We start from the raw sequence: 22477 nt of genomic DNA, 5'->3' as shown, positions 1-22477 counted from the left end.
AGGGGTGACATGGGTATGGAAAGGGGCTCGTTTGCCGCAAGGCATGATTTCGACGCGCTGCCGCTCAGTCCGGATGTCGACGTCCGTCGCGCCCAATTTTCCGAAATAGCCGCGCTTTCGCAGTTGGCGAACCGGCTGGTGCCGGGCGTTCGGATCGGGGCGGCTGAGCTTGCAAAATATTTCGCCTTCGATCCTGATAGCATCCTGACTTTCAGCCGGAAGGGCAACCTCGTCGGCGGAATGGCTTTCCTGTTTCTCAACGATCGCGGGCATGATGCGCTGCTGCTCGACGAGATCTGCCTCACCGCGCCGGAGACGCGCCATCTCGCGTCCGCGAACGAGGACGTTTCCGCCATCTACATCTGGGCGATCGCGGCGACGGGGCGCGGCGTCGCCGGTCTCGGCAAAGCCGCGGCTCATCTGAGACAGCTAAGGTTTCGCAACTCGGATTGCTATGCGCAGCCGTCAACCGTGGCCGGACGCGACATCATGAAGGCGACAGGCTTCGAGCCTGTTCCAAGCTTCCAACCCGATCTGTGGTGCTACGAGCGGCCTTGGCATCGGCAGCCGATGCGCATGCCCGGCGCGATCATTCAAGCAAGGAGTTTTGCAGATGCACGGTACTAGGATTCCTCTCGCGAAGCCCGATTCCCGCGCCATCACCGTTCGCCTCGCACGCGATCTCAGCGATCTCATGCTGGTCACCTCGATCCGCTCAGCCGTCTATCTCGCCGAGCAGGATTGCCCGTTCGATGAGGAGTTCGACGGCAACGACATGGTCGCCGCGCATTTCATCGGCTATGTCGGCAACGAGCCTGCGGGCTGTCTGCGGGTGCGGTTCTTCGGCGATTTCGCCAAGGTGGAACGGCTTGCGGTGCGGCACCAATATCGGCGCTCGCGCGTCTCGTTCAAGCTGGTACAGGCGAGCGTCGACTATGTGAAGCGCAAGGGCTTTCGCAAGATCTACGGCCAGGCGCAGGACCGTCTGGTCGATTTCTGGGCCCATTTCGGCGCCAAGCCGCTCGGCCACAATCGCAAGATCACTTTCTCCGACTTCTCCTATACGGAAATGCTGCTGGAGATCGAGCCGGGCCCAGATGCCATTACCCTGGACAGCGATCCATACGTGATCATCCGCCCCGAAGGCGATTGGGACCGGCCGGGCGTGCTCGACGCCTCGGCAGGACGGGCCGTGACGTCGCCGCTGCGGGACGTCGCGCCCGCCGGCCGTTGAAACTGGTGCAGCTGCGCGCAAAACCATGCTGGTTTCCATCACCGACGATCCGCCGATCCTGGTCTGCGCGGATCTCCAGGTCGAATACCTGACCCCAGGACGTCGCCACGTCATCCTCGACGGCGATGACGCCACGGCGCGCTGCGTGGAAATGCTGACGCTGTGGCGCGTCAATCTCTGGCCGGTGATGCATCTGAAGCGCATCGCGCAGGCGGCCTGGTTTAATCCGGCATCCAGGCTGACCGATTGGATCGCGGAGGCGAAGCCGCGGCCGGGAGAAATGACGTTCGAGCACCCGCTGCCGTCGGCCTACAGCTCGTCGCGGTTTGTGGACTATATGTCCAATATCCGCAATGTCCGTTGCGTGCTCGCGGGCTTTTCCCTGGATGAAACCATTCTGGCCACCGCTATCGACGGGTTTCACCGCAGCCATCGCTACCAGATAGTGGCCGACGCGGTGGCCTGCCGGCAGCCGGGGACAGGCGATGCCGCCGCCTACAAGCAGGCGGTAGTGAATGTGATCGGGAATTTTGCTACAATCCAGTCCAGCGCCGAACTGATCAGAACCAGCGGCGCCGTTGCGGTGTAGGCGGCCGCGATCGACGGATGGAGTGGGACATTGTCACGGGGAGATCAGCTTAAGGAGCTGGCAAGCGACTTGTCGCATGCCGCCGAGGCGGCGCGCCGTCTTGGTCTGCCCACGACGGTGTATCTGCTCTCGATGGCACTGGTGGAGGTGCGGGAGGCCGCTGCCGCCGATAACGAGGGGAATGACGACGGCGCGGCGTGACGGCTTCCCGATGTGCGGCTTTGTGCAACGCTGCTGAGCGCTTGCCGCCCACGGATTGACGTTGCAAGTTTTGCGCGGTGGCAATAGCCAAGGAGCTGGATCATCGAGTGATGACGCCGGCCGCGCCGGCGACGTGACGCTTTCAAGGATGCCTGCAAATGTCCATGCTACCCAATTCGCAAGAGGCCCGGGATGTGGCCTATCAGCTCCATCCCTATACCAACGCGCGCGCCCATCAGCAGGCCGGTCCCCTCGTGATCGAACGCGGCGAGGGCCCTTACGTGTTCGACGCCTCGGGCAAGCGCTATTTCGAGGCGATGGCAGGCCTGTGGAGCGTCGGGCTCGGCTTCAACGAGAAGCGGCTGGTCGAGGCTGCGCACAAGCAGATGCAGGCGCTGCCGTTCTATCACACCTTTTCCGCCAAATCGCACGGGCCCTCGATCGATCTCGCCGAGAAGCTGGTCGCGCTCGCGCCGGTTGCGATGAGCAAGGTGTTCTTCACCAACTCGGGCTCGGAGGCCAACGACACCGTTCTGAAGTTGATTGCCTATCGCTCCAATGCGCTCGGCCAACCACAGCGCAAGAAGGTGATCAGCCGGATGCGCGCCTATCACGGCGTCACCATTGCGTCCGCCAGCCTCACCGGCCTGCCGAACAACCACCGCTCTTTCGACTTGCCGCTCCCGAACATCCTGCACACGGGCTCGCCGCATTTCTACAAGGACGGCGCGCCCGGCGAGAGCGAGGAAGCCTTCGCGACGCGGCGAGCCGAGGAGCTCGATGCGCTGATCCAAAAGGAAGGCCCCGACACGATCGCGGCGTTCTTCGGCGAGCCGGTGATGGGCGCGGGCGGCGTCATCGTGCCGCCGGCAACCTATTGGGACAAGATCCAGAAGGTTTTGAACAAGTACGACATCCTGTTGGTCGCCGACGAGGTCATCTGCGGCTTCGGCCGCACCGGCAAGATGTTCGGCTGCGAAACCTACGGCATCAAGCCCGACGCGATCGTGGTCTCCAAGCAGATCACCTCGAGCTATTTCCCGCTGTCGGCCATCATGATGAACGATCGCATGTTCGAACCGATCGCCGATGAGAGCAACAAGATCGGCGTGCTCGGCCATGGTTTCACCGCGGGCGGCCATCCGGTGGGCTCGGCGATTGCGCTGGAGAATTTGAAGATCATCGAGGAGCGGGGCCTGGTTGCGCACGCCGCCGAACTCGGTGGCTACATGCAAGGCAAGCTGCGTGAACTCACCAGCCATCCGCTGGTCGGCGAGGTCCGAGGCGTCGGGATGATCGCTGCGATCGAATTGGTACTCGACAAGGCGCGCAAGACCGCAGCGACAACGCCGGGCGCCGTCGGCGGCATGGCCAGCCGCATGCTGCAGGAGCGCGGCGTGATCTCGCGCAACATGCTCGACGCCATCGCCATCTGCCCGCCGCTGATCGTCACCAAGGCCCAGATCGACGAGCTGGTTACGGCGATATCAGGCGTGCTGGATGACATGAAGGGCGAAGTGGCGAAGCTGACGCCGGCGTAAGGGAAACGTCAGTGCAGGCGGAGCGATCCGCCGCACTCTCCGTGTCGTCCTGGCGAAAGCCAGGACCCATCACCACAGGGAGTGATTTGGCGAAGATCGGTCGTTCGGTACAGCCACCGCCCGCCACGATAGATTCCGCGGTATGGGTCCCGGCCTTCGCCGGGACGACAAGGAGGCATCGGGCCTATTCCGCCCGCTGAACCCCGATCACGCGGCCTTTCTCGACCGCCAGCGCCAGCTCGCCGCGCTTCAGTTTCAGTGCGGCCTCGCCGAACAGCTCGCGGCGCCAGCCGCGTAGCGCCGGCACGTCGGCCTCGTCGTCGGCCGCGATCTCCTCGAGATCGTCGACGGTCGCAATCACCTTGCTGGCGACCGCATGGCGCTCCGCGGTCATGCGCAGCAGCACCTTCAACAGCTCGACGATCGCGGCGCCATTGTTGTTGTTGCGCGGCTTTTCCAGTTTCGGCAGCGTGGCGTGATCCCGCGCCAGCCCGCGCTCGACGGCGGCGACGATGTCGGCGCCCCATTTGGATTTCTCAAAACCCTTCGGCACGGAGCGCAGGTTTGCGAGCTTCTCGATCGTATTCGGCGCGTGGGTCGCGATGTCGCTGACGGCCTCGTCGCGCAGCACGCGGCCGCGCGGCACGTCGCGGCTCTGCGCCTCCTGCTCGCGCCAGGCGGCGACCTCCATCAGGACCGCGAGGTCCTTGGGCTTGCGCACCCGCGTCTTGAGCCGTTCCCAGGCGCGCTCGGGGTGGAAATCGTATGTCTTGGGCGAGGTCAGGACCTCCATCTCGATCGAGACCCATTCGCTGCGGCGGCGCTTCTTGAGGTCGGCATCGAGCGCGGCGAACACGTCGCGCAGATGCGTGACGTCGGACACCGCATAATGCATCTGTTCCTTGGTCAGCGGCCGGCGCGACCAGTCGGTGAAGCGGTGGGTCTTGTCCGGACGGTGTCCGGTGACCTTCTCGACCAGCGCGTCGTAGGCGATGCTGTCGCCGTAGCCGAGCACCATGGCCGCGACCTGGGTATCGAACACCGGGTGCGGGATGATGCCCGCCTGATGCCAGATGATCTCGATGTCCTGCCGGGCAGCGTGGAACACCTTCAGCACGGCCTCATTGGCCATCAGCTCGAAGAACGGCTTGAGGTCGATGCCCGCGGCCAGGGTGTCGATGACGATCGCTTCCTCGGCGCTGGCCATCTGCACCACGCACAGCAGCGGGTAATAGGTGGTCTCGCGAAGGAACTCGGTATCGACGGTAATGACGGGGTGCTTGGCCAGCCGGCTGCAGGCAGCCGCAAGGTCAGCGGTGGTGGTAATTAAATCCATGAACGGCCCATGACAAGTCCATCAGCCGTTCTGCCGAAAGCGCTGTGATGTCAAGGGGCTCGAAGCGAATTCGAGCCTTGCATTTGGGCCGGAATCGCATTTTCCGACGAATATCCTATTCGTAGCGGACCCGCCGGGAGGGTTTGCGCGCACAAGGCAGCGCCACCACGACCACGCACATGGCGACCAGTGCCAGCCCCAGGAACTCGAAAACCAACAGATCCACGGCAAAACCCCTCAGAAACATCGCTAAACTTGTCTGGGGCGAATTGAGGGTTTGTTAATTCTCGTGGTTACCGGCGCCCGGGGTGGGCCGGATGGTGAACGCGGGGTTAACGGGGGCGGCCGTCCAACGAATTCGGCGCCCCGCATGACGGAGCGCCGAGGCTTGTCTTGCCGATGTCGCCGGCCTTACGGCAGCTTCAGCGATGTCTCCGCATTGTACGGCTTCAGCGTCTCGTCCGCGGCCTTCTGGGCGGCGACGAGGGCCTCCTTCGGCTGCTTCTTGCCGTTGAGAACCAGCATGACCTCGTCCTCCAGCGTCTTGCGCACCGGCACGGTCTTGTAGGTCGCGAACCACGGCTTTGCGACGTCGAGCTGCTCGACGGCGGTCTTGGCGTCCGGGTTCTTGTTCAGGAATTCGACCATGTCAGGCGTCTTGTAGGCGGCCATGTTGGGAGCGAAATAGCCGGTGGCGCGGCTCCACCAGCCGCTCTTTTCCGGCGAGGTCATCCACTTGATCAACGTCCAGGCGGCCTTCTGCTTGTCGGCTCCCTGGCCGGCGGGGACGATCAGCGAGGCGCCGCCGATCGGCACGGCGTTGCGGACGTTGCGTGGGATGAAGGCGACCTTGTAGGCGAACTTGGCGTTGTCGCGCACATAGGTGAGCGAGCCCGTCGAGAGCATCATCATCGCGGCGTTGCCGGAGATGAAGGAGGTGCTGACGGCAGGGCCGGGCGTTGCGCCGGGAGGATGAACCTTGTGCTTGGTGACGAGGTCGTTCCACCAGGTCAGCGCGCCCAGCATCGAGGGCGTGTCGTAATAGACCTCGCCGCCGAACTCCTCGTTGTAGTAGCGCCCGCCATTGGTCATGGTGAGGGTTTCCATCATCCAGCCGCAATAGTCGTAGGCGCAGGGGATCGCGATGCCCCATTGGGTCACCTTGTCCCCCTCGCGCTTGGTGAGCTTCTTGGCCCAGTCGGTGAGCTCGGCCCAGGTCTGCGGCGGCCTGCTCGGATCGAGGCCCGCTTCCTTCGCCTTGTCGGCGTTGATGTAGAGCAGCGGCGTCGAATTATGGAACGGCACGCCGTAGACCGAGCGGTTGATCACCGCGTTGCCCTGCAGCGCCGGAAAGAACTGGCCCAGAAACTGCTCCTTGGTGGTGCCGTCGGAGGCGATCAAGGGATCGAGCTTGGTGAGCTCGTCCTCGATCTGCATATCGAGCAGGAAGTTGGCCGACATGATCACGGCGGCCGGCGGCTTGCCGGCCTTGATCGAGGCGCGCGTCTTGATCAGCGTGTCGTCATAAGAGCCGGTGTAGACGGCGGTCGCCTTGATCGCGGGATGGGTCTCGTTGAACTCTTTGATCAGGGTGCCCATGTCGCGGGCGAGCTTGCCGTCGACGGGAACGGGAAAGAACAGGTCTATCTCGGTCGGGCCTTCGGCCAGCGCCGGGAAGGTGAGGGCGCTTGCCAAAGTGCCTGCGATGGCAAGGCGAAGCATAAGCCTGCGGGAAAACAGCATCGAGAAATCTCCTATTTGATGCCTGAGGTGACGAAAGAGCTGATGAAGCGTTTCTGGAAGATCAGGAAGGTGATGAGCAGCGGTGCGATCACCATCAGCGTGCCGGCAGCGATGGTGCCCCAGGCCTGCGTGCCTTCCGCGGTCGCGGTGAACACCGAGAGCCCGACCGTGAGCGGCCGCTTGTCCGGCGAGTTGATCACCATCAGAGGCCACAGGAAGTCGTTCCAATGGCTGGTGACCGAGATGATGGCGAAGGCCGAGAAGCTCGGCATCGACAGCGGCACGTAGATGTGGCGGATGCGCTGGAGCAGGCTGGCGCCGTCGATCAGGGCAGCGTCTTCCAGCTCGGTCGGTATAGCCTCGAACGCTTGCCGCATCAGGAAGGTGCCGAAGGCGGAAGCGAAGAACGGCATCATCACGCCGGTGAGCGTGTCGTAGAGGCCGAGCTGCGCCACCAGGCTCAAATTGGGCACGATCAGCAGCACCGGCACCAGCATCAGCTGCATCAGGAACAGATAGAAGATCAGCGTCTTGCCCGCGAACGCGAGCCGCGCAAAGGCAAAGCCCGCCAGCGTGATCGTGAAGACCTGCACCAGGAGGATGCCGGTGCAGATGATGATGGTGTTGAGGGTGTAGCGCGGGAAATCGCCGATCTCCCAGGCGTCCCTGACGTTGTCGAGTGTCGGCTTCAGGCTCGGCATCAGCTCGGCCATCAGATTGATGCCGTCGGATGCCGGGCGCAACGTCGCCACGCCCATCCACAGGAACGGGATCAGCCAGACCACCGCGAGCAGCACGGTCAGCGCAAAGCCGAGCTTTGGCGTGATCTCGCGGCGCGTGGCGAGCGGGACGTCCCTGAACAGACGGTCGACCAGCCTCATGACCCGCCCTCGCGGTTTGCCATGGTCCGGAAGGAGAGCGCGGTGAGGCCCATCAGCGCCGCAAGCGTCAGCAGTGTCGCTGCCGAGGCCTTGCCGATGTCGTAGTGCTCGACCGCCTGCTGGTAGATGTAGAACAGCACGAGATTGGTCGCGTTGGACGGGCCGCCCTTGGTCATGACGAAGACGTGGTCGACCTGCGTGACCGCGTTGAGCGTGGCGATGACCGTGATGAACAGGAAGGTGGGCTTGAGCTCGGGGAGGATGATGTGGCGCAGCCGCTGGTACGGACCGGCGCCGTCGAGATGGGCGGCTTCCATGACATCTTCCGGCACCGCCTGCAGGCCGGCCAGGAAGAACAGCATGTAGTAGCCGGCGTTCTTCCAGATCGTGATGACCATGATCGCATAAAGCGCGATGTCGGAATCGCCGAGCCAGTTCGGCAGCACCGGAAGTAGGCTGCCGATGTAATAGTCGAGCAGTCCGACATTGGGCAGGAAGATGAACAGGAACAGCGCAGAGGCCGCGACCATCGGAATCAGCACCGGCAGAAACAGCGCGGCGCGCAGCACGCTGGTTGCGGCGTTGGTGCGCGACAGCGCCAGCGCGAACAGCAATGCAAGTCCGATGCCCGGGACCGCGGTGCCGACGGCATAGACGAGATTGTTGACGACCGCGCCGGTGAAGGCGGGGTCCGCCAGCACCGCTGCGATGTTGTCGAGACCGACGAAACGGACCGGCGCCCTGGGCGTGGCGCGCTGATAGAGCGCGTCGACGAGGACGCGGCCGATCGCACCATAAGTGAACAGCGCGAGGAAGACGAGCGAGGGCAGCAGTAGCAGATAGGCGGGCAGCGAGGTTTTGAAGCGGTGAGACAACCGATTCAGGATATGCAGGCGCGGCGGCGCCGAGGCCGCGACCGGGAGAGCCGCGGGTTCTGCGAAGCTCATCTCATCGCGCCGGGAAATTGAGCGCATAGTCGCGGCCGTCCACTCCCGCCGGTGGCTCGAAGGGAAAGCGCAGACTGGTGTCGAGGAAGTCGTGGCTGTGCACGACCAGGTTCTCGCCGTCGATCAGCACCACGCCGTAGGCCGGCGGCTCATGGCTGGCGAGATGCTCGGCCGCGGCAGCGTCGAGCTCGAACCAGACCTGGTGGTTGGTGCCGCGAAGCGTCGAGAATGGGATCTTGCCGTAGCTGCCGAAGATCGGCCGGTGCACGTGGCCGAAGAAGAGGTGGCGGATGCGCGAACGATAGGGCGCGATCACCTCGGCGAACTCGGCGCTCTGTGCCAGCGAGATTTCGTCCATCGCGTGGACGCCGACCGGGAACGGCGGATGATGCATGAAGACGACGAAGGGCATGTCCGCCGGCGCGGCTGCCAGCGTGCTTGCGAGCCACCCCAGGCGCTTGGCGCACATCTCACCGGCGTGGCTGGTCTCGTCCAGCGTGTCCAGAAACACGAACAGGCCGTGCTCGGTGGTGCGCGTGCCCTGCACGAAACCGTTGGAATCGCGCGGGGCGGACTTAAGACTATCGAGACAGGTGATGCGGCGGTCGTGATTGCCGACCATGGCAATGTGGGGGATTTCCAGCGCCGCCATTGCGTCGGCGAAATTGGCGTAGGATTCAGCCTCGCCCCAATGGGTGAGGTCGCCGGTCACGACCGCGAAGGCGGCGTCGACGTGATGCTTGTTGATGTCGGCAATCGCAGCGTCAAGCCGGGCGCGCGGGTCGAGGCCATACAGCTTCAGCCCGGGGTTCGTGAGATGCGTGTCTGTAATGTGGATGAATTTGAAGGGCATGGCGCTTGTCAGGACTGTTGGAGGACAGGCGCCTCCGGCAAGACGACCCTGACAGGCCGTTAGAGTGCGAGTGTTTCAGTTTGATGACAGCGGTTCCGGTGGCGCGAGGCGTCCACAAGCTCGGCTCGGTACGCCTTCGGCTAATCCACCCTACGCACCGAATTTGCCTCTAGGTCCCGCAAAACGTCTGCAGCACTCGCTGGTCTGGCAGCGGGGGATCGGCGTAGGCGGCGTAGTCCGGCTGGTCCTCGAACGGCTTTGCCAGCACCTTCACCAGCTCCTCGAACGGCGTGTAGTCGTCGTTGTTGACCGCGGCCTGGATCACGGCCTCGACGCGGTGGTTGCGCGGGATGAACATCGGGTTGACGGCGTGCATGGCGGCTTGCCGTTCGGCTGCGCTCTGCGGCTCCAGGGCTGTGCGCTCGTGCCAGCGCCTGGCCCACTCGTCGAACGCCCCCGGGTCCATGAACTGGGCGCGCGCATCGTCGGCAGCCGGATCGCGAGCGGCGTCACCAAGCTTGCGGAAGGTGAGGGTGAAGTCGGCCTGGTTCTTGGCCATGGCATCCAGCAGGTCCTGGATCAGCGCGTCGTCGCCGTCACGCTCCGTGAACAGGCCGATTTTCTTGCGCAGGCCCGCCTGATAGGCGTTGCTGAACGTGTCGGAGAAGGCGCCGAGAATGTCCTGGGCCTCGGCGACCGCCTTTTCCTGATCGTCGGAGAACAGCGGCAGCAGGCATTCGGCCAGCCGCGTCAGATTCCACAGCGCGATGCGCGGCTGGTTGGCATAGGCATAGCGGCCCATCTCGTCGATCGAGGAAAACACCTGCGAAGGGTTGTAGGCGTCCATGAAGGCGCACGGGCCGTAATCGATGGTCTCGCCGGAGATGGAGCTGTTGTCGGTGTTCATCACGCCGTGGATGAAGCCGACCAGCAGCCAGCGTGCGACCAGATCGGCCTGGCGCGCGACCACGCCGGACAGCAGCGCGTGATAGGGCCGCTCGGCGCCTGATAGCTCCGGATAATGGCGGGCGATCACATGGTCAGCGAGCCGGCGAATGGCGTCGGTGTCGCGGCGGACCGCGAAGAACTGGAAGGTGCCGACGCGGATGTGGCTCGAGGCGACGCGGGTCAGCACCGCGCCGGGCAGCGCGGTTTCGCGGATGACGTGCTCGCCGGTGACGACGGCAGCGAGTGAGCGCGTGGTCGGGATGCCCAGTGCGAACATCGCTTCGCTCACGATATATTCGCGCAGCACCGGCCCGAGCGCGGCACGGCCATCGCCGCGGCGGGAGAACGGGGTGGGTCCCGAGCCCTTGAGTTGGATGTCGCGGCGGATGCCATCCTTGTCGATGACTTCGCCGAGCAGCACCGCCCGTCCGTCGCCGAGCTGAGGCACGAACTGTCCGAACTGGTGGCCCGCATAGGCCAGGGCGATTGGATCGGCACCGGCGGGAACCGTCTTGCCCGCCAGGATTTCGGCGCCCTCAGGGGTCTCCAGCACATCTGGATCGAGCCCGAGCTGGACCGCCAGCGGCCGGTTCAGCTTGATCAGCCGGGGCGCCGCCACCGGCGTCGGTGCGACCCGGGCGAAAAAGCTGTCGGGCAGCGCCGAATAGGAGTTCTGGAACGGGAAATGGACTGTCATGGCCTCAAGATAGGCGTGGAACGCCTGATGGCAAAGGCTTGAGCCCAGATTGGGCAAAAATGGGCACTTCCAGCCGAAAACGGGCCGTTCCATTGGTTGCCGCACCCGGCCTCGTCGGGTAAACCCTGCCGCAACTTTGGGCCTGCCGTCTCGGCGGTTCGATTCGATCCTCCGACATTGAATTTGGGACGACCATGCATCGCTACCGGTCACATACATGCGGCGCGCTCCGCGAGAGCAACATCGGCGAGACGGTCCGCCTGTCAGGCTGGGTCCATCGCGTTCGCGACCACGGCGGCGTGCTGTTCATCGACCTGCGCGACCATTACGGCCTGACCCAGTGCGTGGTCGACCCGGACTCGCCGGCGTTTGCGCAGGCCGAGAAGCTGCGCTCGGAATTCGTGGTCAAGATGGACGGCAAGGTCCGCCGCCGTCCCGAAGGCACCGACAATGACGATTTGCCCACCGGCAAGATCGAGATCTATGTCAGCGAGATCGAGGTGTTGGGCCCGGCCGGCGACCTGCCGCTGCCGGTGTTCGGGGACCAGGAATACCCTGAAGACATCCGCCTGAAGTACCGCTTCCTCGACCTGCGTCGCGAGAAGCTGCACCAGAACATCATGACGCGGGTCGAAATCATCAAGTCGATGCGCAGGCGCATGGAGGGGCAGGGCTTCTTCGAGTTCAATACCCCGATCCTGACCGCGTCCTCGCCGGAGGGCGCGCGCGACTTCCTGGTGCCATCGCGCATTCATCCCGGGAAGTTCTATGCACTGCCGCAGGCGCCGCAGCAGTACAAGCAGCTCCTGATGATGTCGGGCTTCGATCGCTACTTCCAGATCGCGCCCTGCTTCCGCGACGAGGATCCGCGCGCGGATCGTCTGCCGGGCGAGTTCTACCAGCTCGACGTCGAGATGAGCTTTGTCACGCAGGACGACGTCTTCGCCGCGATGGAGCCTGTCATCACCGGCGTGTTCGAGGAGTTCGCCAAGGGCAAGCCGGTGACCAAGGGCTGGCGCCGCATTCCGTTCGCCGAGGCGCTGCGCAAATACGGCTCCGACAAGCCGGACTTGCGCAACCCGATCGAGATGCAGGACGTCTCCGAACACTTCCGCGGCTCCGGCTTCAAGGTGTTCGCGCGGATGTTGGAGGACCCCAAGAACCAGGTGTGGGCGATCCCGGCGCCGGGCGGCGGTTCTCGCGCCTTCTGCGACCGCATGAATTCTTGGGCGCAGGGCGAGGGACAGCCGGGCCTCGGCTACATCATGTGGCGCGAGGGCGGCGAGGGGGCCGGTCCGCTCGCCAACAACATCGGTGCTGAGCGCACCGCCGCGATCCGCGCGCAGATCGGCGTGAAGGAAGGCGATGCCGCGTTCTTCGTCGCCGGCGATCCCGACAAGTTCTGGAAGTTTTCAGGATTGGCCCGCAACAAGGTAGGCGAGGAGTTGAACCTCACCGACAAGGAGCGGTTCGAGCTCGCCTGGATCGTCGACTTCCCGATGTACGAGTACAACGAGGAAGACAAGAAGGTCGACTTCTCGCACAACCCGTTCTCGATGCCGCAGGGCGGCCTCGAGGCGCTGAAGGGTCAGGACCCGCTGACCATCAAGGCGTTCCAGTACGACATCACCTGCAACGGCTACGAGATCGCCTCCGGCGGAATCCGCAACCACGTGCCGGAAGCGATGGTGAAGGCGTTCGAGATCGCCGGCTATGGCGAGCAGGAAGTCGTCGATCGCTTCGGCGGCATGTACCGCGCCTTCCAGTACGGCGCCCCGCCGCATGGCGGCATGGCCGCCGGCGTCGACCGCATCGTCATGCTCTTGTGCGGCACCAACAATCTGCGCGAGATCTCGCTGTTCCCGATGAACCAGCAGGCTATGGACCTCTTGATGGGCGCACCGTCGGAGCCCAGCCCCAAGCAGCTCCGCGAGCTGCATGTGAAGGTGAATCTGCCGCAGAAGTGAATGCAACGCCTCTCCTCTCACGCGGGAGAGGGCCACGGATTCGTCATGCCCGGGCTTGTCCTGGGCATCCACGTTTTTAGATTGCATGAGAGAACGTGGATGGTCGGGACAAGCCCGGCCATGACGGCAAGTGAGGCGTGCGCGGGCCGGTTCGCCTACAGGCCCGTCGACGCCTCGATCCTGAACTGCGCAAGCGCGCTCTGTGGGTCGGTTTGCAAGAGCTGCATCAATTGCATCAGCGGTGCCTTGGCGCGCGGGGACAGCTTGATGGAAAGCGTCTGGCCCGGCGTCTCGACGAAGCGGGCGATCGCGTCCACGGCCGCGTTTGCATCCGGATTGGCGGAAGCAACTTGCTCGCGTTTAGCCTTGATGCTCTCGACGAGCGCCTGGCGTGCAGTATCGCGGCTGACATTCTGCATGCGCGCGAACTGTGCCGCGACGAGATCGACGACGCCGCCGTCGCGCAATGAAAATTCGAGCGTGCCCGCCTCGATCTGGGCCGCCTGGCCCATGAGCTGGGCGGGATCGGCCGAAAACACCTCGCGTGGTACGTTGCCGAGGCCGATACGCAGTTGCGCTCTTGCGATCCCTCCGATGTCGAGGGTCGCGGGCGTCAGGGCGAAGCTGTTGGACTGTTCGGTCCAGGCGGCGCCGAGATCGAGGTCGATGGCGAGCTTGTCGACGCCGGCGGCTAGCAATGGAAGCTGATTCGGATCGGAAGGATCGGTGGGCGTGACAAGTTTGGCAACCACATGCGCCTTGCTCGGGATCGAGCCGACCAGCTGCCCCCAGTCCAGGCTCAGCGTGTCGATCGTGACCAGCTTCTTGGTGGTCTTGAACGGCGCCGTCACGCCCTTGATCTCCGCGCCTGCGAGCACGCCGAACAGCCCGAGCATCTGATCCGGCGAGGGCGCCCGCCCGGGAGTGGTGAGGCTTGCCGCCCAACGCATCAAATTCGCGATGCTGAGCGATTTGAGTGCGAAGCGCTCCATCTTGATTTGACCTTGCGGCGTCGGCGCATCGAGGCCCTCGAGCGCGAACTCGCCCTCTTGGTATCTGATGGCCCTCAGCCGGGGCGTTCCTTGCGGGGTCGTCATCGACATGGTGCCGATCTCGATCTTGCCGACGCGAAGGCCTTCATAGAACCCGGCGAGCTTTTCCATCATCTCGCGCGATTGCGCCGGCGTCGGCGGGACCGAGCTGTCCGCCGGCAGCAGCGCCAGGATCTCGGCGGGCCGGAATTTCGACGGTTGCACCGCGATGGTGATGGCGATCCCATCGACCTGCATCCGGATGCCGAGGGTCGACGTCACGACATAAGTGCCGCTGGACATCTGTCCGTAGACACGATGATAGCTGTCGTCGTTGGCCTTCTGGGGATCGAGCGCGGCAGCGATCGCGGTAGAATCGAAATCAATGATGATGATGTCGGACACCTCGCCGGTCAGCTTGTCCGCCTTCCCCGGCTGCGGCACGTTGATCGTGAAACTGGCGCGCTCCGCCTTGATCGCGGCGATCTTGCCTTGGCCGAGCTTGTGGATCGCGAGACCCGAATAGGCGACCTCGCCACTGCCCCCGGCGCTTTTGCCCGCGTCGAAGGCCACTGCGAGCGTCGGCGCGATCACGGAAGAAGCCGTCACGTTTACGTACTGGTCGAGCACGAAACGGTACATGTCGATCAGGGAGCCTGACGTCGGCGCGCCCTGAGCATGAATGGGACCGACGTAATCCCGCATGGTCAACTGCGGCACCTTGTAGGAGACTTTCAGCTTCGCGGGGCCGATTTCGTCGAGCGCGACCTCGAAGCCCGAGATATCGATGCTGTCGGCCGCGAAGCGTGTCTCTTCGACCTGGCGGAGGCCCACGCCCTTGATCGCGGCGATCTTGACATGAGCCTGTGGCTGGTTGGCAGGCTCAACCGCGATATCCTCGATCGTCAACGTCCGGCTCGTGAGATCGAACGCCACCTTGCCGTGGGTGGCTTTGCCGCCGCCGGCGCGGATCTGCTCGAAGGCCACCTCGATCTCGGAGGTGACGCGATGTTTTGCGTAGAAGCTGAAGCCGAACCATCCGCCCGCGGCGACCACGGCCACGACGATCAGGCCGATCAGGATTCGCTTCATTCCCAGCTCCAGTTGCCCGCGTTGCACGACGCAACCTGCCATATTCGCAAAGCAACGCGCGGTCCAGGGAAAGCTAGCGCTATCAGTTATTTGACCGCGCGCCCTGTTGATGGGGCCGCAATCGGATGTTGCCACCGGGGCGCCCGGCGTGCTTCATCCCGTTTCCATGACCCGGAAATACCAGCCGCAGGCGGACCGGTCAGGACAACGTAGTTTGAGGCCGGTAACGCGAGGCAAGACACCGCATGTCGTCCTATTCTGATGATCTCCACCAGGCGGCGCTGGCCTATCATCGGCTGCCGCGCCCCGGAAAGCTCGAGATCCAGGCAAGCAAGCCGCTTGCCAACCAGCGCGACCTCGCGCTGGCCTATTCGCCGGGCGTCGCCGCCGCCTGCATGGAGATCGCCAAGAACCCCGCGGAAGCGGCGACGCTGACAATCCGCTCCAATCTGGTCGCCGTGGTTTCGAACGGTACCGCCGTGCTCGGCCTCGGCAATATCGGCCCGCTGGCCTCGAAGCCGGTGATGGAGGGCAAGGCGGTCCTCTTCAAGAAATTCGCCGGCATCGACGTGTTCGACATCGAGATCGCGGCCGACACCATCGAGCGTGTGGTCGAGACGGTGGCCGCGCTCGAGCCGACCTTCGGCGGCATCAATCTCGAGGACATCCGCGGACCGGAATGCTTCGAGATCGAGGCGCAGCTCAAGGAGCGCATGAAGATCCCGGTCTTCCATGACGACCAGCATGGCACCGCGATCATCGTCGCCGCCGCGATCACCAACGGGCTGCGCCTGAACGGTAAGAACTTGTCGGACGTCAAGATCGTGGCATCGGGGGCAGGGGCCGCAGCGCTCGCGACACTGAACCTGCTGGTGTCGATGGGCGCGCAGCGCAAGAATATCTGGGTCTGCGACATCGACGGCCTCGTGCACGAGGGCCGCAACACCACCATGGACCGTTGGAAGGCGGTCTATGCGCAGAAGACTGACAAGCGCACGCTCGCCGACGTGATCGGCGGCGCCGACATCTTCATCGGCCTGTCCGCACCGGGCGTGCTCAAGCCCGAGATGGCCAAGGCGATGGGCGACAAGCCGCTCATCATGGCGCTCGCGAACCCGACGCCGGAGATCATGCCGGAGGAGGCGCGCAAAGTGCGTCCCGACGCCATGATCTGCACCGGCCGCTCCGATTTTCCGAACCAGGTCAACAATGTCCTGTGCTTTCCCTTCATCTTCCGCGGCGCGCTCGACGTCGGCGCCAGCGCCATCAACGAGGAGATGAAGCACGCGGCCGTGGAGGCCATCGCGCAGCTCGCGCGCGAGGCGCCGTCCGATGCGGTCGCGCAAGGCTTCGACACCGGCGAGACGCAAGGGTTTGGCCCGGGCTCGCTGATCCCGAGTCCCTTTGATCCGAGGTTGATCCTGCGCATCGCGCCGGCGGTGGCGAAGGCCGCGATGGAATCGGGCGTTGCGACCCGGCCCATCACCAATTTCGACGAGTACACCGCGCTGCTCGAGCGCTTCGCCTTCCGCTCCGGCCTCGTCATGAAGCCGATGTTCGCCAAGGCCAAGACCCAGCCGGTGCGCGTGATCTACGCCGAAGGCGAGGATGAGCGCGTGCTGCGCGCGACCCAGGTGGTGCTGGAAGAGAAGCTGGCGACGCCGATCCTGGTCGGACGTCCGTCGGTGGTCGAGGCGCGCATCAAGCGCTTCGGCCTGTCGATCAAGGCCGGCAAGGACTTCGACCTCGTCAATCCCGAGGACGATCCGCGCTACCGCTCCTACGTGCAGTCCTATGTCGAGGTCGCCGGCCGCCGGGGCGTGACGCCGGATGCGGCGCGCACGGTGGTGCGCACCAACAACACCGTCATCGCGGCGCTCGCGGTGGTGCGCGGAGAGGCGGACGCCATGCTCTGCGGCGTCGAGGGCCGCTACATGAGCCATCTGCGCCATGTCCGCGAGATCGTCGGGTTCACGCCGGGGATCAGCGACTATGCGGCGCTCGCGCTGCTGATCACGAGCAAGGGCGCCTTCTTCATCGCCGATACCCAGGTGCGGCCCAATCCGAGCGCCGAAGAGCTCGCCGAGATCGCCTCGCTCGCGGCGGTCCACGTCCAGCGCTTCAACATCAAGCCGAAGATCGCCTTCGTCTCGCATTCAGATTTCGGCAGCTACGACACGGAATCCTCGCGCAAGATGCGCCGGGCAACCCAGCTCCTGAAGGAGAAGCATCCGGAACTCGAGGCCGACGGCGAGATGCAAGGCGATACCGCGCTCTCGGCCGCTGCGCGCAAAATGGTGCTGCCGCACTCCAACCTCGAGGGCGAGGCCAACATCATGATCATGCCAAGCCTCGACACCGCCAACGTCGCCTATCAGATGATCAAGTCGCTGGCGGACGCGCTGCCCGTCGGTCCGATCCTGATCGGCCCGGCGCGCCCGGCCCACATCCTGACGCCGTCGGTGACGGCGCGAGGCATCCTCAACATGACCGCGGTGGCTGTGGTGGAAGCGCAGGAGCGCGCGTCGCGGCAGCAGCCGACGTTGTTTACTTAAGGCGGGGTGGCGCGTTGGGCGTCTCTCGGAGCCGCGATCGTTCCGCAGGCTCGTCGTGCCCGGGCGGAAGCGCGAAGCGCGTCTTCGCACTAGATGTCCCGGGCATCCACGTTCCTGGTGCGGCGAGGTAAGTCGTGGATGGCCGGGTCAAGCCCGGCCGTGACGCCGAGCGCGGTGCGGTCGCTGCTTTTTTCGATTCCGCTAGGGAGCGCCAAGCGAATAGCGCGCCACCAACTTTGAATTGCTCGCAGTTTTCCATTTCCCCGTTTGTAAACCGGCGAATGACTCTCCATAATCCCTTAGTGCTTTCGCCAAAAATCCGGTTTCAAAAAGCCTGAGCAAAGAGGCCGATCATGCCAGCGTTCGTGACTTTCGGGCGGATCCTGTTCGCCGTGCTGTTCATCTACACGGGTGCGGCAAGACTGTTTGCCATGCAGTCGACGGTTGATTTCATCGCCGCCAAGGTTGTCGTGCCGGATATGATCGCGCCTTACACCAAGCAGATCGAGACGGCGACGGCCATGACCACGCCGCAGCTGCTGGCGATCGTGGTCGGCGTGCTCGAGATCGTCGCGGGGGTGATGATCGCTCTGAATTTCGGCGCGCGCTTCTTCGCGATGCTGATGATCGTCTATCTCGCGGTCGCGACCTTCCTGTTCTACGACTTCTGGAACCAGGTTCCGCCCGACAACGGCAAGATGCTGGTCGATGCCCTCAAGAACCTGTCGATCATCGGCGCGCTGTTCATGATCATGGGCTACGGCCGCGTCACGCGTCCGGCGGAGGCAGCCTACGGGGACGTGTGAAGGTTAAACCACTACGTCCTGCGCCACGGCGTGACGGTCACGTCATGCGCCGCATCGAGCAGATACGGCGCTCCCGGCTTCATCCCGTGTGAGGCCAGCACTTCCCGAGGTGTACGCGACGGTACTTCGACAAAACAGCCTTCGCCGCCGGGCAGCCGCAGATGCGGGGCTTCCGAGAGCCAGAACGTGTCGTAGCGGTCCATGAACATGTCGAACACGACGGGCCCGCCGATGATTGCGACGGTGCCGGAAGCGACATCGGCGAACGCGCAGGCGTCTTCGAAGCTGGCGTGATCCGGATTCCACAAGGTCGCGTTCGGCATCTCGGGATCGACGGTCAGCGCCTTGATCTTGCGCGTCAGGATCAGGCGCTTGCGCTTGGGTGAATTCGACTGCTGCTCGTGCGAGTGACGACCGTGCACGATCAGCGCCGCGCGATCGAGCGCCTGTTCGAAGAACAGCTTGTCGCCTTCGAATTTCAGGCTGTCGGGCATGACATGGTCAGCGTCGGCGAGCATGCCGTCCGCGGAGACGATGACGTAGCCTTCGATCCGAAAGGACAATGGCGCGGCTATTCGGAAACCGTCGTCACGACGCTGTTGACCGGCCGGGTGCTCACCGTCGGCAGCTTGACGTCCTTGAGCAGCTCCTGGTCGTATTCCGGCAGCGTCGAAGCCGGGAACTTGGCGCGCATCGCCACCACCTTATAACCGCCGGCCTTCAGGCGCTTGAGCAATTCGGGGAGGGCCTCCGCAGTGTGCTTCTGGAAGTCGTGCATCAGGATGATGCCCTTGCCCTTGGTATCCAGCTTCTTCATGACGGTCTCGACCACCTTCTCGGGTTTCGAAGCCTTGAAGTCGAAGGAGTCGATGTCGCAGGAGAAGATCGCGGTGTTGCGGTTGCCGAGATAGGTGACCATCTCCGGCGGATGCTGGAGCGCCGGGAAACGGAAGAACGGCGAGGGCGAAATGCCGCCGAGCGCCCACTTCACGGCAGACAGGCCCTTCTCGATTTCTTCCTTGCGCTGCGCTTCCGTGAGCTTCTTGTTGTTGAGGTTGGCGTGCGACCAGGTGTGGGTGCCGACGGTATGGCCGGCCGCGTAGACCTGTTTGAGAATCTCCGGCTCGTAGGTCGCGTGCTTGCCGATAGAGAAGAAGATGCCGGTGGTGCACTCGTCGGCGAGCGCCTTCAGCACCGCGGGCGTGTTCTTAGGCCAGGGGCCGTCATCGAAGGTCAGCACCACCTCGTGGTCGCGCAGGAAATCGAGCTCCTTGAAATGCTCGAAGCCGAAGCCGGGACCACCGGTGGTGTCGATCTCGACAGTGCGGGCGACGCCGAGCGCGCCCGGCGTGTTGCAGGCTGCGCGGGCGGGTTGCGGAGCTTGTTTGGGCGGGGGAGGATTGACGAAACCCGCCGGCGCGGCGGCCGCTACTGCAGGAGCGGGTGCCGGAGCCGCAGCGGGCGCAGCCGCAGCCGGCGTTGCCACCGGAGGGGCTTGCGTCGCGGCAGCGGGCTTTGCAGGCGGGGTCTGCGACCATGCCGCGCCCGTCATCGCAAGAGACATCGCACTTGCCAAAATCAGTCCTGCCGCCACACGCATGGTGTTGTCCTCGAGATTGATCCCGTTGTTCCGCCGCGGCTTTTCGCCTCCGGCAAAACCATCCTGCCCCTAACGATCCTAGCCTAGATGGTGGGCCCTCGCCATTGCAACGGCTGTTTGGCGCCCCAACACAATTGTGCCCAACCGGGTTGGGGAGACGTGTGGCGTCAAGTGTCGGCCAGAGCCTTGGCGATTGCCGTTTTGATCCGCGTGTCGGCCGGCTCCACGGTGGATGCAAAGACGTCGGCAATATAGCCGTCCCGGCCGATCAAATATTTGTGGAAGTTCCAGCGCGGAACTTCCCGCGGGCGTGCCTCTGCCGCCCATTTGTAAAACGGATGCGCCTTTGCACCGACGACGACGGCCTTGGCCGCAATAGGGAAGGTAACGCCGTATTGGTGGTGGGCGGTCTCCGAGATCTCGCTGGTGCCGCCGGGCTCCTGTCCGCCGAAATCGTTGGAGGGCACGCCAATGACGGTGAGACCGCGCTCGCGAAACTCGCCCCAAATTTCTTGCAGACCGGCATATTGCGGCGTGTAACCGCAAAGCGAAGCGGTGTTGACCACCAGCAGCGGCTTGCCGGTGAAGGCCGCAAGCCGGATGTCGTCGCCTGACAATGCCGGGAAAGAGAAGGCGTAGGCGGAAATTCGGCTCATGCCGCCATCCGCCAGTGCACGCGTCGCCGGCGCCAGCGTGCTTGCAAAGGCGGCGATGAGCATGGTCCTGCGGTTCATCATGACGGCGTCCCCCGAAATGATCCGGGCGGATGTTACCCCTCCGGTGCGAGCGGCGTCGTCAACACCGCGTTATCTGCCGCGCTAGTACAGGCGGACGATGAAATCGGTGCCTTCGCCGGTCTCGCCCTGGTTGATGCCCTGGTCGGAGACGATGATCGAGCCGCCTGACGTCAGCATTTCGTTGATCTTCGCGATCGTGTCGGCGGGGATCGAGACGCGGTCGAGGGCTTCGGCCGGGCTGTCCGGCGTGACCACAGGCTTGGCAGCGACGGGAATCACGGCCGCGCCACGCTGGCGGCCTGTCAGGCGGCCGTCATCTTGGCGCGCGGCAGAGCGAACGGACACTGGCAAGGACACCACCGACCAATGCAGCGCATTGGAATCGGTCTTGTCGACTTCGGCGGTGAAGACATGCGTGCCGAGCGGCCGATCGCTCGCGGCGATCGTGACAGGCACCTCGAACAGCGGCGCAAAGTTCTGCCGCACGTAGAGCTTGGAATCCTTGCGGCTGATGAAGACCGCGATCTGGCCCGCCCGCTTGGGCGCGTCAGGTTTTGCCACGGGCGCCGAATCGGCAACGCGGGTTTCGTCCTTCTTGACGTCGGGCGTTGCCGCCTGCGCTGGCGCCACGGCCGGCGCATCGGGCGTCTTCGCGGGTTCGGACTTGGCCGTTTCGGATTTCGGCGTCTCCGCGGCCTCGACAGGCTTCGCTTCAGTGCTCGCGGGCTGCGCGGCGTCTCCGGCCTGAGACTTGGCCGCGTCCGCCGCCTCAGCGGTCTTGGTCTCGGGCTTTGCCGTTGTCTCGGTCTGGTCGGCGGATGTCGCGGACTCCTCGCGGCCCGGGGCATATCCGGTGGTCACGTCCGACATCACGGTGTGGCCGACCGACGAGCGCAGCTCGAGCACGCCGTCCGCGCTGGCGGTCTTCGTTTCAACCGGCTTTGCTTCGGCGGCTCCGGTATTGGCCGCGACCTTATCGGCCTTGTCGCCGGCATTGGTCTGCGGCTCGAGGCTGGCCGCGGGTTGCGGCGGCACCCGCACCGAGGCAAGTAGCGGATGTGAGAAGTTCTGCGGCGACATCTGACCGGGCGAAACGATCACGCGCGCGCCCATCCTGGTCCAGTTCCACATCTTCACGGCGAACGCCATCGGCATGCGGATGCAGCCGTGCGAGGCCGGATACCCCGGCAGCACGCCGGCATGCATGGCAACGCCCGACCAGGTGATCCGCTGCATGTACGGCATCGGCGCGCCGCTATAGATGTTGGAGTGGTGGAATTTGTGCTTCTGGATGACGCTGAACACACCCATCGGCGTCGAATGGCCCTTCATGCCGGTCGACACCGGGGATTCCGCGAACACGCCGTTGGTATCGTAGACCGTGACCTTCTGCCGGTCGATCGAGACGACGATGACGAGGGGACCTTGCGGTTTTGTGCCCGCTTCTTTTTCGGAAACGAGGTCTTTCTTGCCGGCCGCACCGCGCTTCTGGGGCTTCTGGCGCGGGACTTCGGGATGGCGCTCCTGGCGCCCGTACGATCCGTCGGAATAATCCGTCCAGTAATAAAATGCTGCGTCCGCCTGGCTCGCCGTACCGATCGCACCCGCCGCCGTCAAAATAGCGACCTGCCAAAATCGCGCCGGCTTGGCAGAAAAACCAGACCCGTTCACGCTGTTCATCATCGAATCCACAATCCAAATCAGATGTTAGTCTCTCAG

General features: G+C 64.2%; 19 protein-coding genes. 8 read left to right on the top strand and 11 right to left on the bottom strand.

The window, feature by feature from the left end; translation table 11 throughout:
• Positions 1-9: 9 nt before the first annotated feature.
• The 5 genes from ABIC03_RS01960 to ABIC03_RS01940 all read left to right on the top strand — a co-directional run bounded on the left by ABIC03_RS01960 (position 10) and on the right by ABIC03_RS01940 (position 3565).
• Entirely contained in the window at positions 10-627 is a 618-nt protein-coding gene (locus ABIC03_RS01960; RefSeq protein WP_354055075.1) for a hypothetical protein, read from the top strand.
• On the top strand, positions 614-1234 hold the full coding sequence (locus tag ABIC03_RS01955) for a GNAT family N-acetyltransferase (protein WP_354055073.1): 621 nt from the start codon (positions 614-616) through the stop codon (positions 1232-1234). Before ABIC03_RS01960 ends, ABIC03_RS01955 begins: the two co-directional genes overlap by 14 nt.
• 25 nt (positions 1235-1259) lie before the next feature.
• Positions 1260-1823, top strand: coding sequence for an isochorismatase family protein (locus ABIC03_RS01950; protein WP_354055071.1), 564 nt, complete (start codon positions 1260-1262; stop codon positions 1821-1823).
• Positions 1824-1853: 30 nt separating this feature from the next.
• On the top strand, positions 1854-2024 hold the full coding sequence (locus ABIC03_RS01945; protein WP_354055069.1) for a hypothetical protein: 171 nt from the start codon (positions 1854-1856) through the stop codon (positions 2022-2024).
• A gap of 158 nt (positions 2025-2182) precedes the next feature.
• A complete protein-coding gene (locus ABIC03_RS01940; protein WP_275167172.1) occupies positions 2183-3565 on the top strand; it encodes an aspartate aminotransferase family protein in 1383 nt (460 codons plus the stop codon).
• Positions 3566-3749: 184 nt separating this feature from the next.
• Here ABIC03_RS01940 and rnd read toward each other — a convergent pair whose 3' ends face one another.
• The 6 genes from rnd to ABIC03_RS01910 all read right to left on the bottom strand — a co-directional run bounded on the left by rnd (position 3750) and on the right by ABIC03_RS01910 (position 10970).
• Entirely contained in the window at positions 3750-4901 is a 1152-nt protein-coding gene (gene rnd, locus ABIC03_RS01935; RefSeq protein ID WP_007591909.1) for a ribonuclease D, read from the bottom strand.
• A 411-nt stretch (positions 4902-5312) separates the two neighbouring features.
• On the bottom strand, positions 5313-6644 hold the full coding sequence (locus ABIC03_RS01930) for an ABC transporter substrate-binding protein (RefSeq protein ID WP_354055066.1): 1332 nt from the start codon (positions 6642-6644) through the stop codon (positions 5313-5315).
• Between the two features lie 11 nt (positions 6645-6655).
• On the bottom strand, positions 6656-7525 hold the full coding sequence (locus tag ABIC03_RS01925; protein WP_354055064.1) for a carbohydrate ABC transporter permease: 870 nt from the start codon (positions 7523-7525) through the stop codon (positions 6656-6658).
• Positions 7522-8472 carry a carbohydrate ABC transporter permease gene (locus tag ABIC03_RS01920; protein WP_354055062.1) on the bottom strand — a complete coding sequence of 317 codons (951 nt, stop codon included), beginning with the start codon at positions 8470-8472 and terminating at the stop codon, positions 7522-7524. The genes ABIC03_RS01925 and ABIC03_RS01920 overlap by 4 nt, the downstream gene beginning before the upstream one ends.
• Position 8473: 1 nt before the next feature.
• Positions 8474-9325, bottom strand: a complete 852-nt coding sequence (locus ABIC03_RS01915) for a phosphodiesterase (protein WP_354055060.1) — start codon at positions 9323-9325, stop codon at positions 8474-8476.
• A gap of 169 nt (positions 9326-9494) precedes the next feature.
• The gene (locus ABIC03_RS01910) at positions 9495-10970 is read right to left on the bottom strand and encodes a protein adenylyltransferase SelO (protein WP_354055058.1); all 1476 of its coding nucleotides are present in this window, start codon (positions 10968-10970) and stop codon (positions 9495-9497) included.
• Between the two features lie 194 nt (positions 10971-11164).
• Between ABIC03_RS01910 and aspS the strand changes: the two genes are divergently transcribed.
• Positions 11165-12937 carry an aspartate--tRNA ligase gene (gene aspS / locus ABIC03_RS01905; RefSeq protein ID WP_275167165.1) on the top strand — a complete coding sequence of 591 codons (1773 nt, stop codon included), beginning with the start codon at positions 11165-11167 and terminating at the stop codon, positions 12935-12937.
• Positions 12938-13092: 155 nt separating this feature from the next.
• Here aspS and ABIC03_RS01900 read toward each other — a convergent pair whose 3' ends face one another.
• Positions 13093-15060 carry an aq_1923 C-terminal domain gene (locus tag ABIC03_RS01900; RefSeq protein WP_354055055.1) on the bottom strand — a complete coding sequence of 656 codons (1968 nt, stop codon included), beginning with the start codon at positions 15058-15060 and terminating at the stop codon, positions 13093-13095.
• A 245-nt stretch (positions 15061-15305) separates the two neighbouring features.
• On the opposite strand from ABIC03_RS01900, the gene ABIC03_RS01895 reads away from it, so the two are divergent.
• Both ABIC03_RS01895 and ABIC03_RS01890 read left to right on the top strand, forming a co-directional pair.
• Entirely contained in the window at positions 15306-17615 is a 2310-nt protein-coding gene (locus ABIC03_RS01895) for an NADP-dependent malic enzyme (protein ID WP_007609425.1), read from the top strand.
• A 353-nt stretch (positions 17616-17968) separates the two neighbouring features.
• The gene (locus ABIC03_RS01890) at positions 17969-18421 is read left to right on the top strand and encodes a DoxX family protein (RefSeq protein ID WP_354055052.1); all 453 of its coding nucleotides are present in this window, start codon (positions 17969-17971) and stop codon (positions 18419-18421) included.
• 11 nt (positions 18422-18432) lie between these two features.
• On the opposite strand, the gene ABIC03_RS01885 is transcribed toward ABIC03_RS01890, so the two are convergent.
• The 4 genes from ABIC03_RS01885 to ABIC03_RS01870 form a co-directional block, all read right to left on the bottom strand.
• A complete protein-coding gene (locus tag ABIC03_RS01885) occupies positions 18433-18984 on the bottom strand; it encodes a dihydrofolate reductase family protein (RefSeq protein WP_354055050.1) in 552 nt (183 codons plus the stop codon).
• Positions 18985-18992: 8 nt separating this feature from the next.
• Complete coding sequence (locus tag ABIC03_RS01880) at positions 18993-20021, bottom strand: polysaccharide deacetylase family protein (RefSeq protein ID WP_275167161.1); 1029 nt, start codon at positions 20019-20021, stop codon at positions 18993-18995.
• Positions 20022-20188: 167 nt separating this feature from the next.
• Positions 20189-20758 carry a glutathione peroxidase gene (locus ABIC03_RS01875; protein ID WP_354055048.1) on the bottom strand — a complete coding sequence of 190 codons (570 nt, stop codon included), beginning with the start codon at positions 20756-20758 and terminating at the stop codon, positions 20189-20191.
• A gap of 81 nt (positions 20759-20839) precedes the next feature.
• Positions 20840-22438, bottom strand: a complete 1599-nt coding sequence (locus ABIC03_RS01870) for a L,D-transpeptidase family protein (protein WP_354055046.1) — start codon at positions 22436-22438, stop codon at positions 20840-20842.
• Positions 22439-22477 lie beyond the last annotated feature (39 nt).

The organism is Bradyrhizobium sp. RT6a (assembly GCF_040547675.1).
Classification (GTDB): Bacteria; Pseudomonadota; Alphaproteobacteria; order Rhizobiales; family Xanthobacteraceae; genus Bradyrhizobium.
Note: the sequence above shows the minus strand (reverse complement) of the source record. Positions and strands in the feature narration are given on the sequence as shown.

Excerpts from the sequence above, each read along its gene's own strand:
- ABIC03_RS01960 (WP_354055075.1), top strand. The coding sequence starts at position 10 with ATGGGTATGGAAAGGGGCTCGTTTGCCGCAAGGCATGATTTCGACGCG.
- ABIC03_RS01955 (WP_354055073.1), top strand. The coding sequence starts at position 614 with ATGCACGGTACTAGGATTCCTCTCGCGAAGCCCGATTCCCGCGCCATC.
- ABIC03_RS01950 (WP_354055071.1), top strand. The coding sequence starts at position 1,260 with ATGCTGGTTTCCATCACCGACGATCCGCCGATCCTGGTCTGCGCGGAT.
- ABIC03_RS01940 (WP_275167172.1), top strand. The coding sequence starts at position 2,183 with ATGTCCATGCTACCCAATTCGCAAGAGGCCCGGGATGTGGCCTATCAG.
- rnd (WP_007591909.1), bottom strand. The coding sequence starts at position 4,901 with ATGGATTTAATTACCACCACCGCTGACCTTGCGGCTGCCTGCAGCCGG.
- ABIC03_RS01930 (WP_354055066.1), bottom strand. The coding sequence starts at position 6,644 with ATGCTGTTTTCCCGCAGGCTTATGCTTCGCCTTGCCATCGCAGGCACT.
- ABIC03_RS01925 (WP_354055064.1), bottom strand. The coding sequence starts at position 7,525 with ATGAGGCTGGTCGACCGTCTGTTCAGGGACGTCCCGCTCGCCACGCGC.
- ABIC03_RS01920 (WP_354055062.1), bottom strand. The coding sequence starts at position 8,472 with ATGAGCTTCGCAGAACCCGCGGCTCTCCCGGTCGCGGCCTCGGCGCCG.
- ABIC03_RS01915 (WP_354055060.1), bottom strand. The coding sequence starts at position 9,325 with ATGCCCTTCAAATTCATCCACATTACAGACACGCATCTCACGAACCCC.
- ABIC03_RS01910 (WP_354055058.1), bottom strand. The coding sequence starts at position 10,970 with ATGACAGTCCATTTCCCGTTCCAGAACTCCTATTCGGCGCTGCCCGAC.
- aspS (WP_275167165.1), top strand. The coding sequence starts at position 11,165 with ATGCATCGCTACCGGTCACATACATGCGGCGCGCTCCGCGAGAGCAAC.
- ABIC03_RS01900 (WP_354055055.1), bottom strand. The coding sequence starts at position 15,060 with ATGAAGCGAATCCTGATCGGCCTGATCGTCGTGGCCGTGGTCGCCGCG.
- ABIC03_RS01895 (WP_007609425.1), top strand. The coding sequence starts at position 15,306 with ATGTCGTCCTATTCTGATGATCTCCACCAGGCGGCGCTGGCCTATCAT.
- ABIC03_RS01890 (WP_354055052.1), top strand. The coding sequence starts at position 17,969 with ATGCCAGCGTTCGTGACTTTCGGGCGGATCCTGTTCGCCGTGCTGTTC.
- ABIC03_RS01880 (WP_275167161.1), bottom strand. The coding sequence starts at position 20,021 with ATGCGTGTGGCGGCAGGACTGATTTTGGCAAGTGCGATGTCTCTTGCG.
- ABIC03_RS01875 (WP_354055048.1), bottom strand. The coding sequence starts at position 20,758 with ATGATGAACCGCAGGACCATGCTCATCGCCGCCTTTGCAAGCACGCTG.
- ABIC03_RS01870 (WP_354055046.1), bottom strand. The coding sequence starts at position 22,438 with ATGAACAGCGTGAACGGGTCTGGTTTTTCTGCCAAGCCGGCGCGATTT.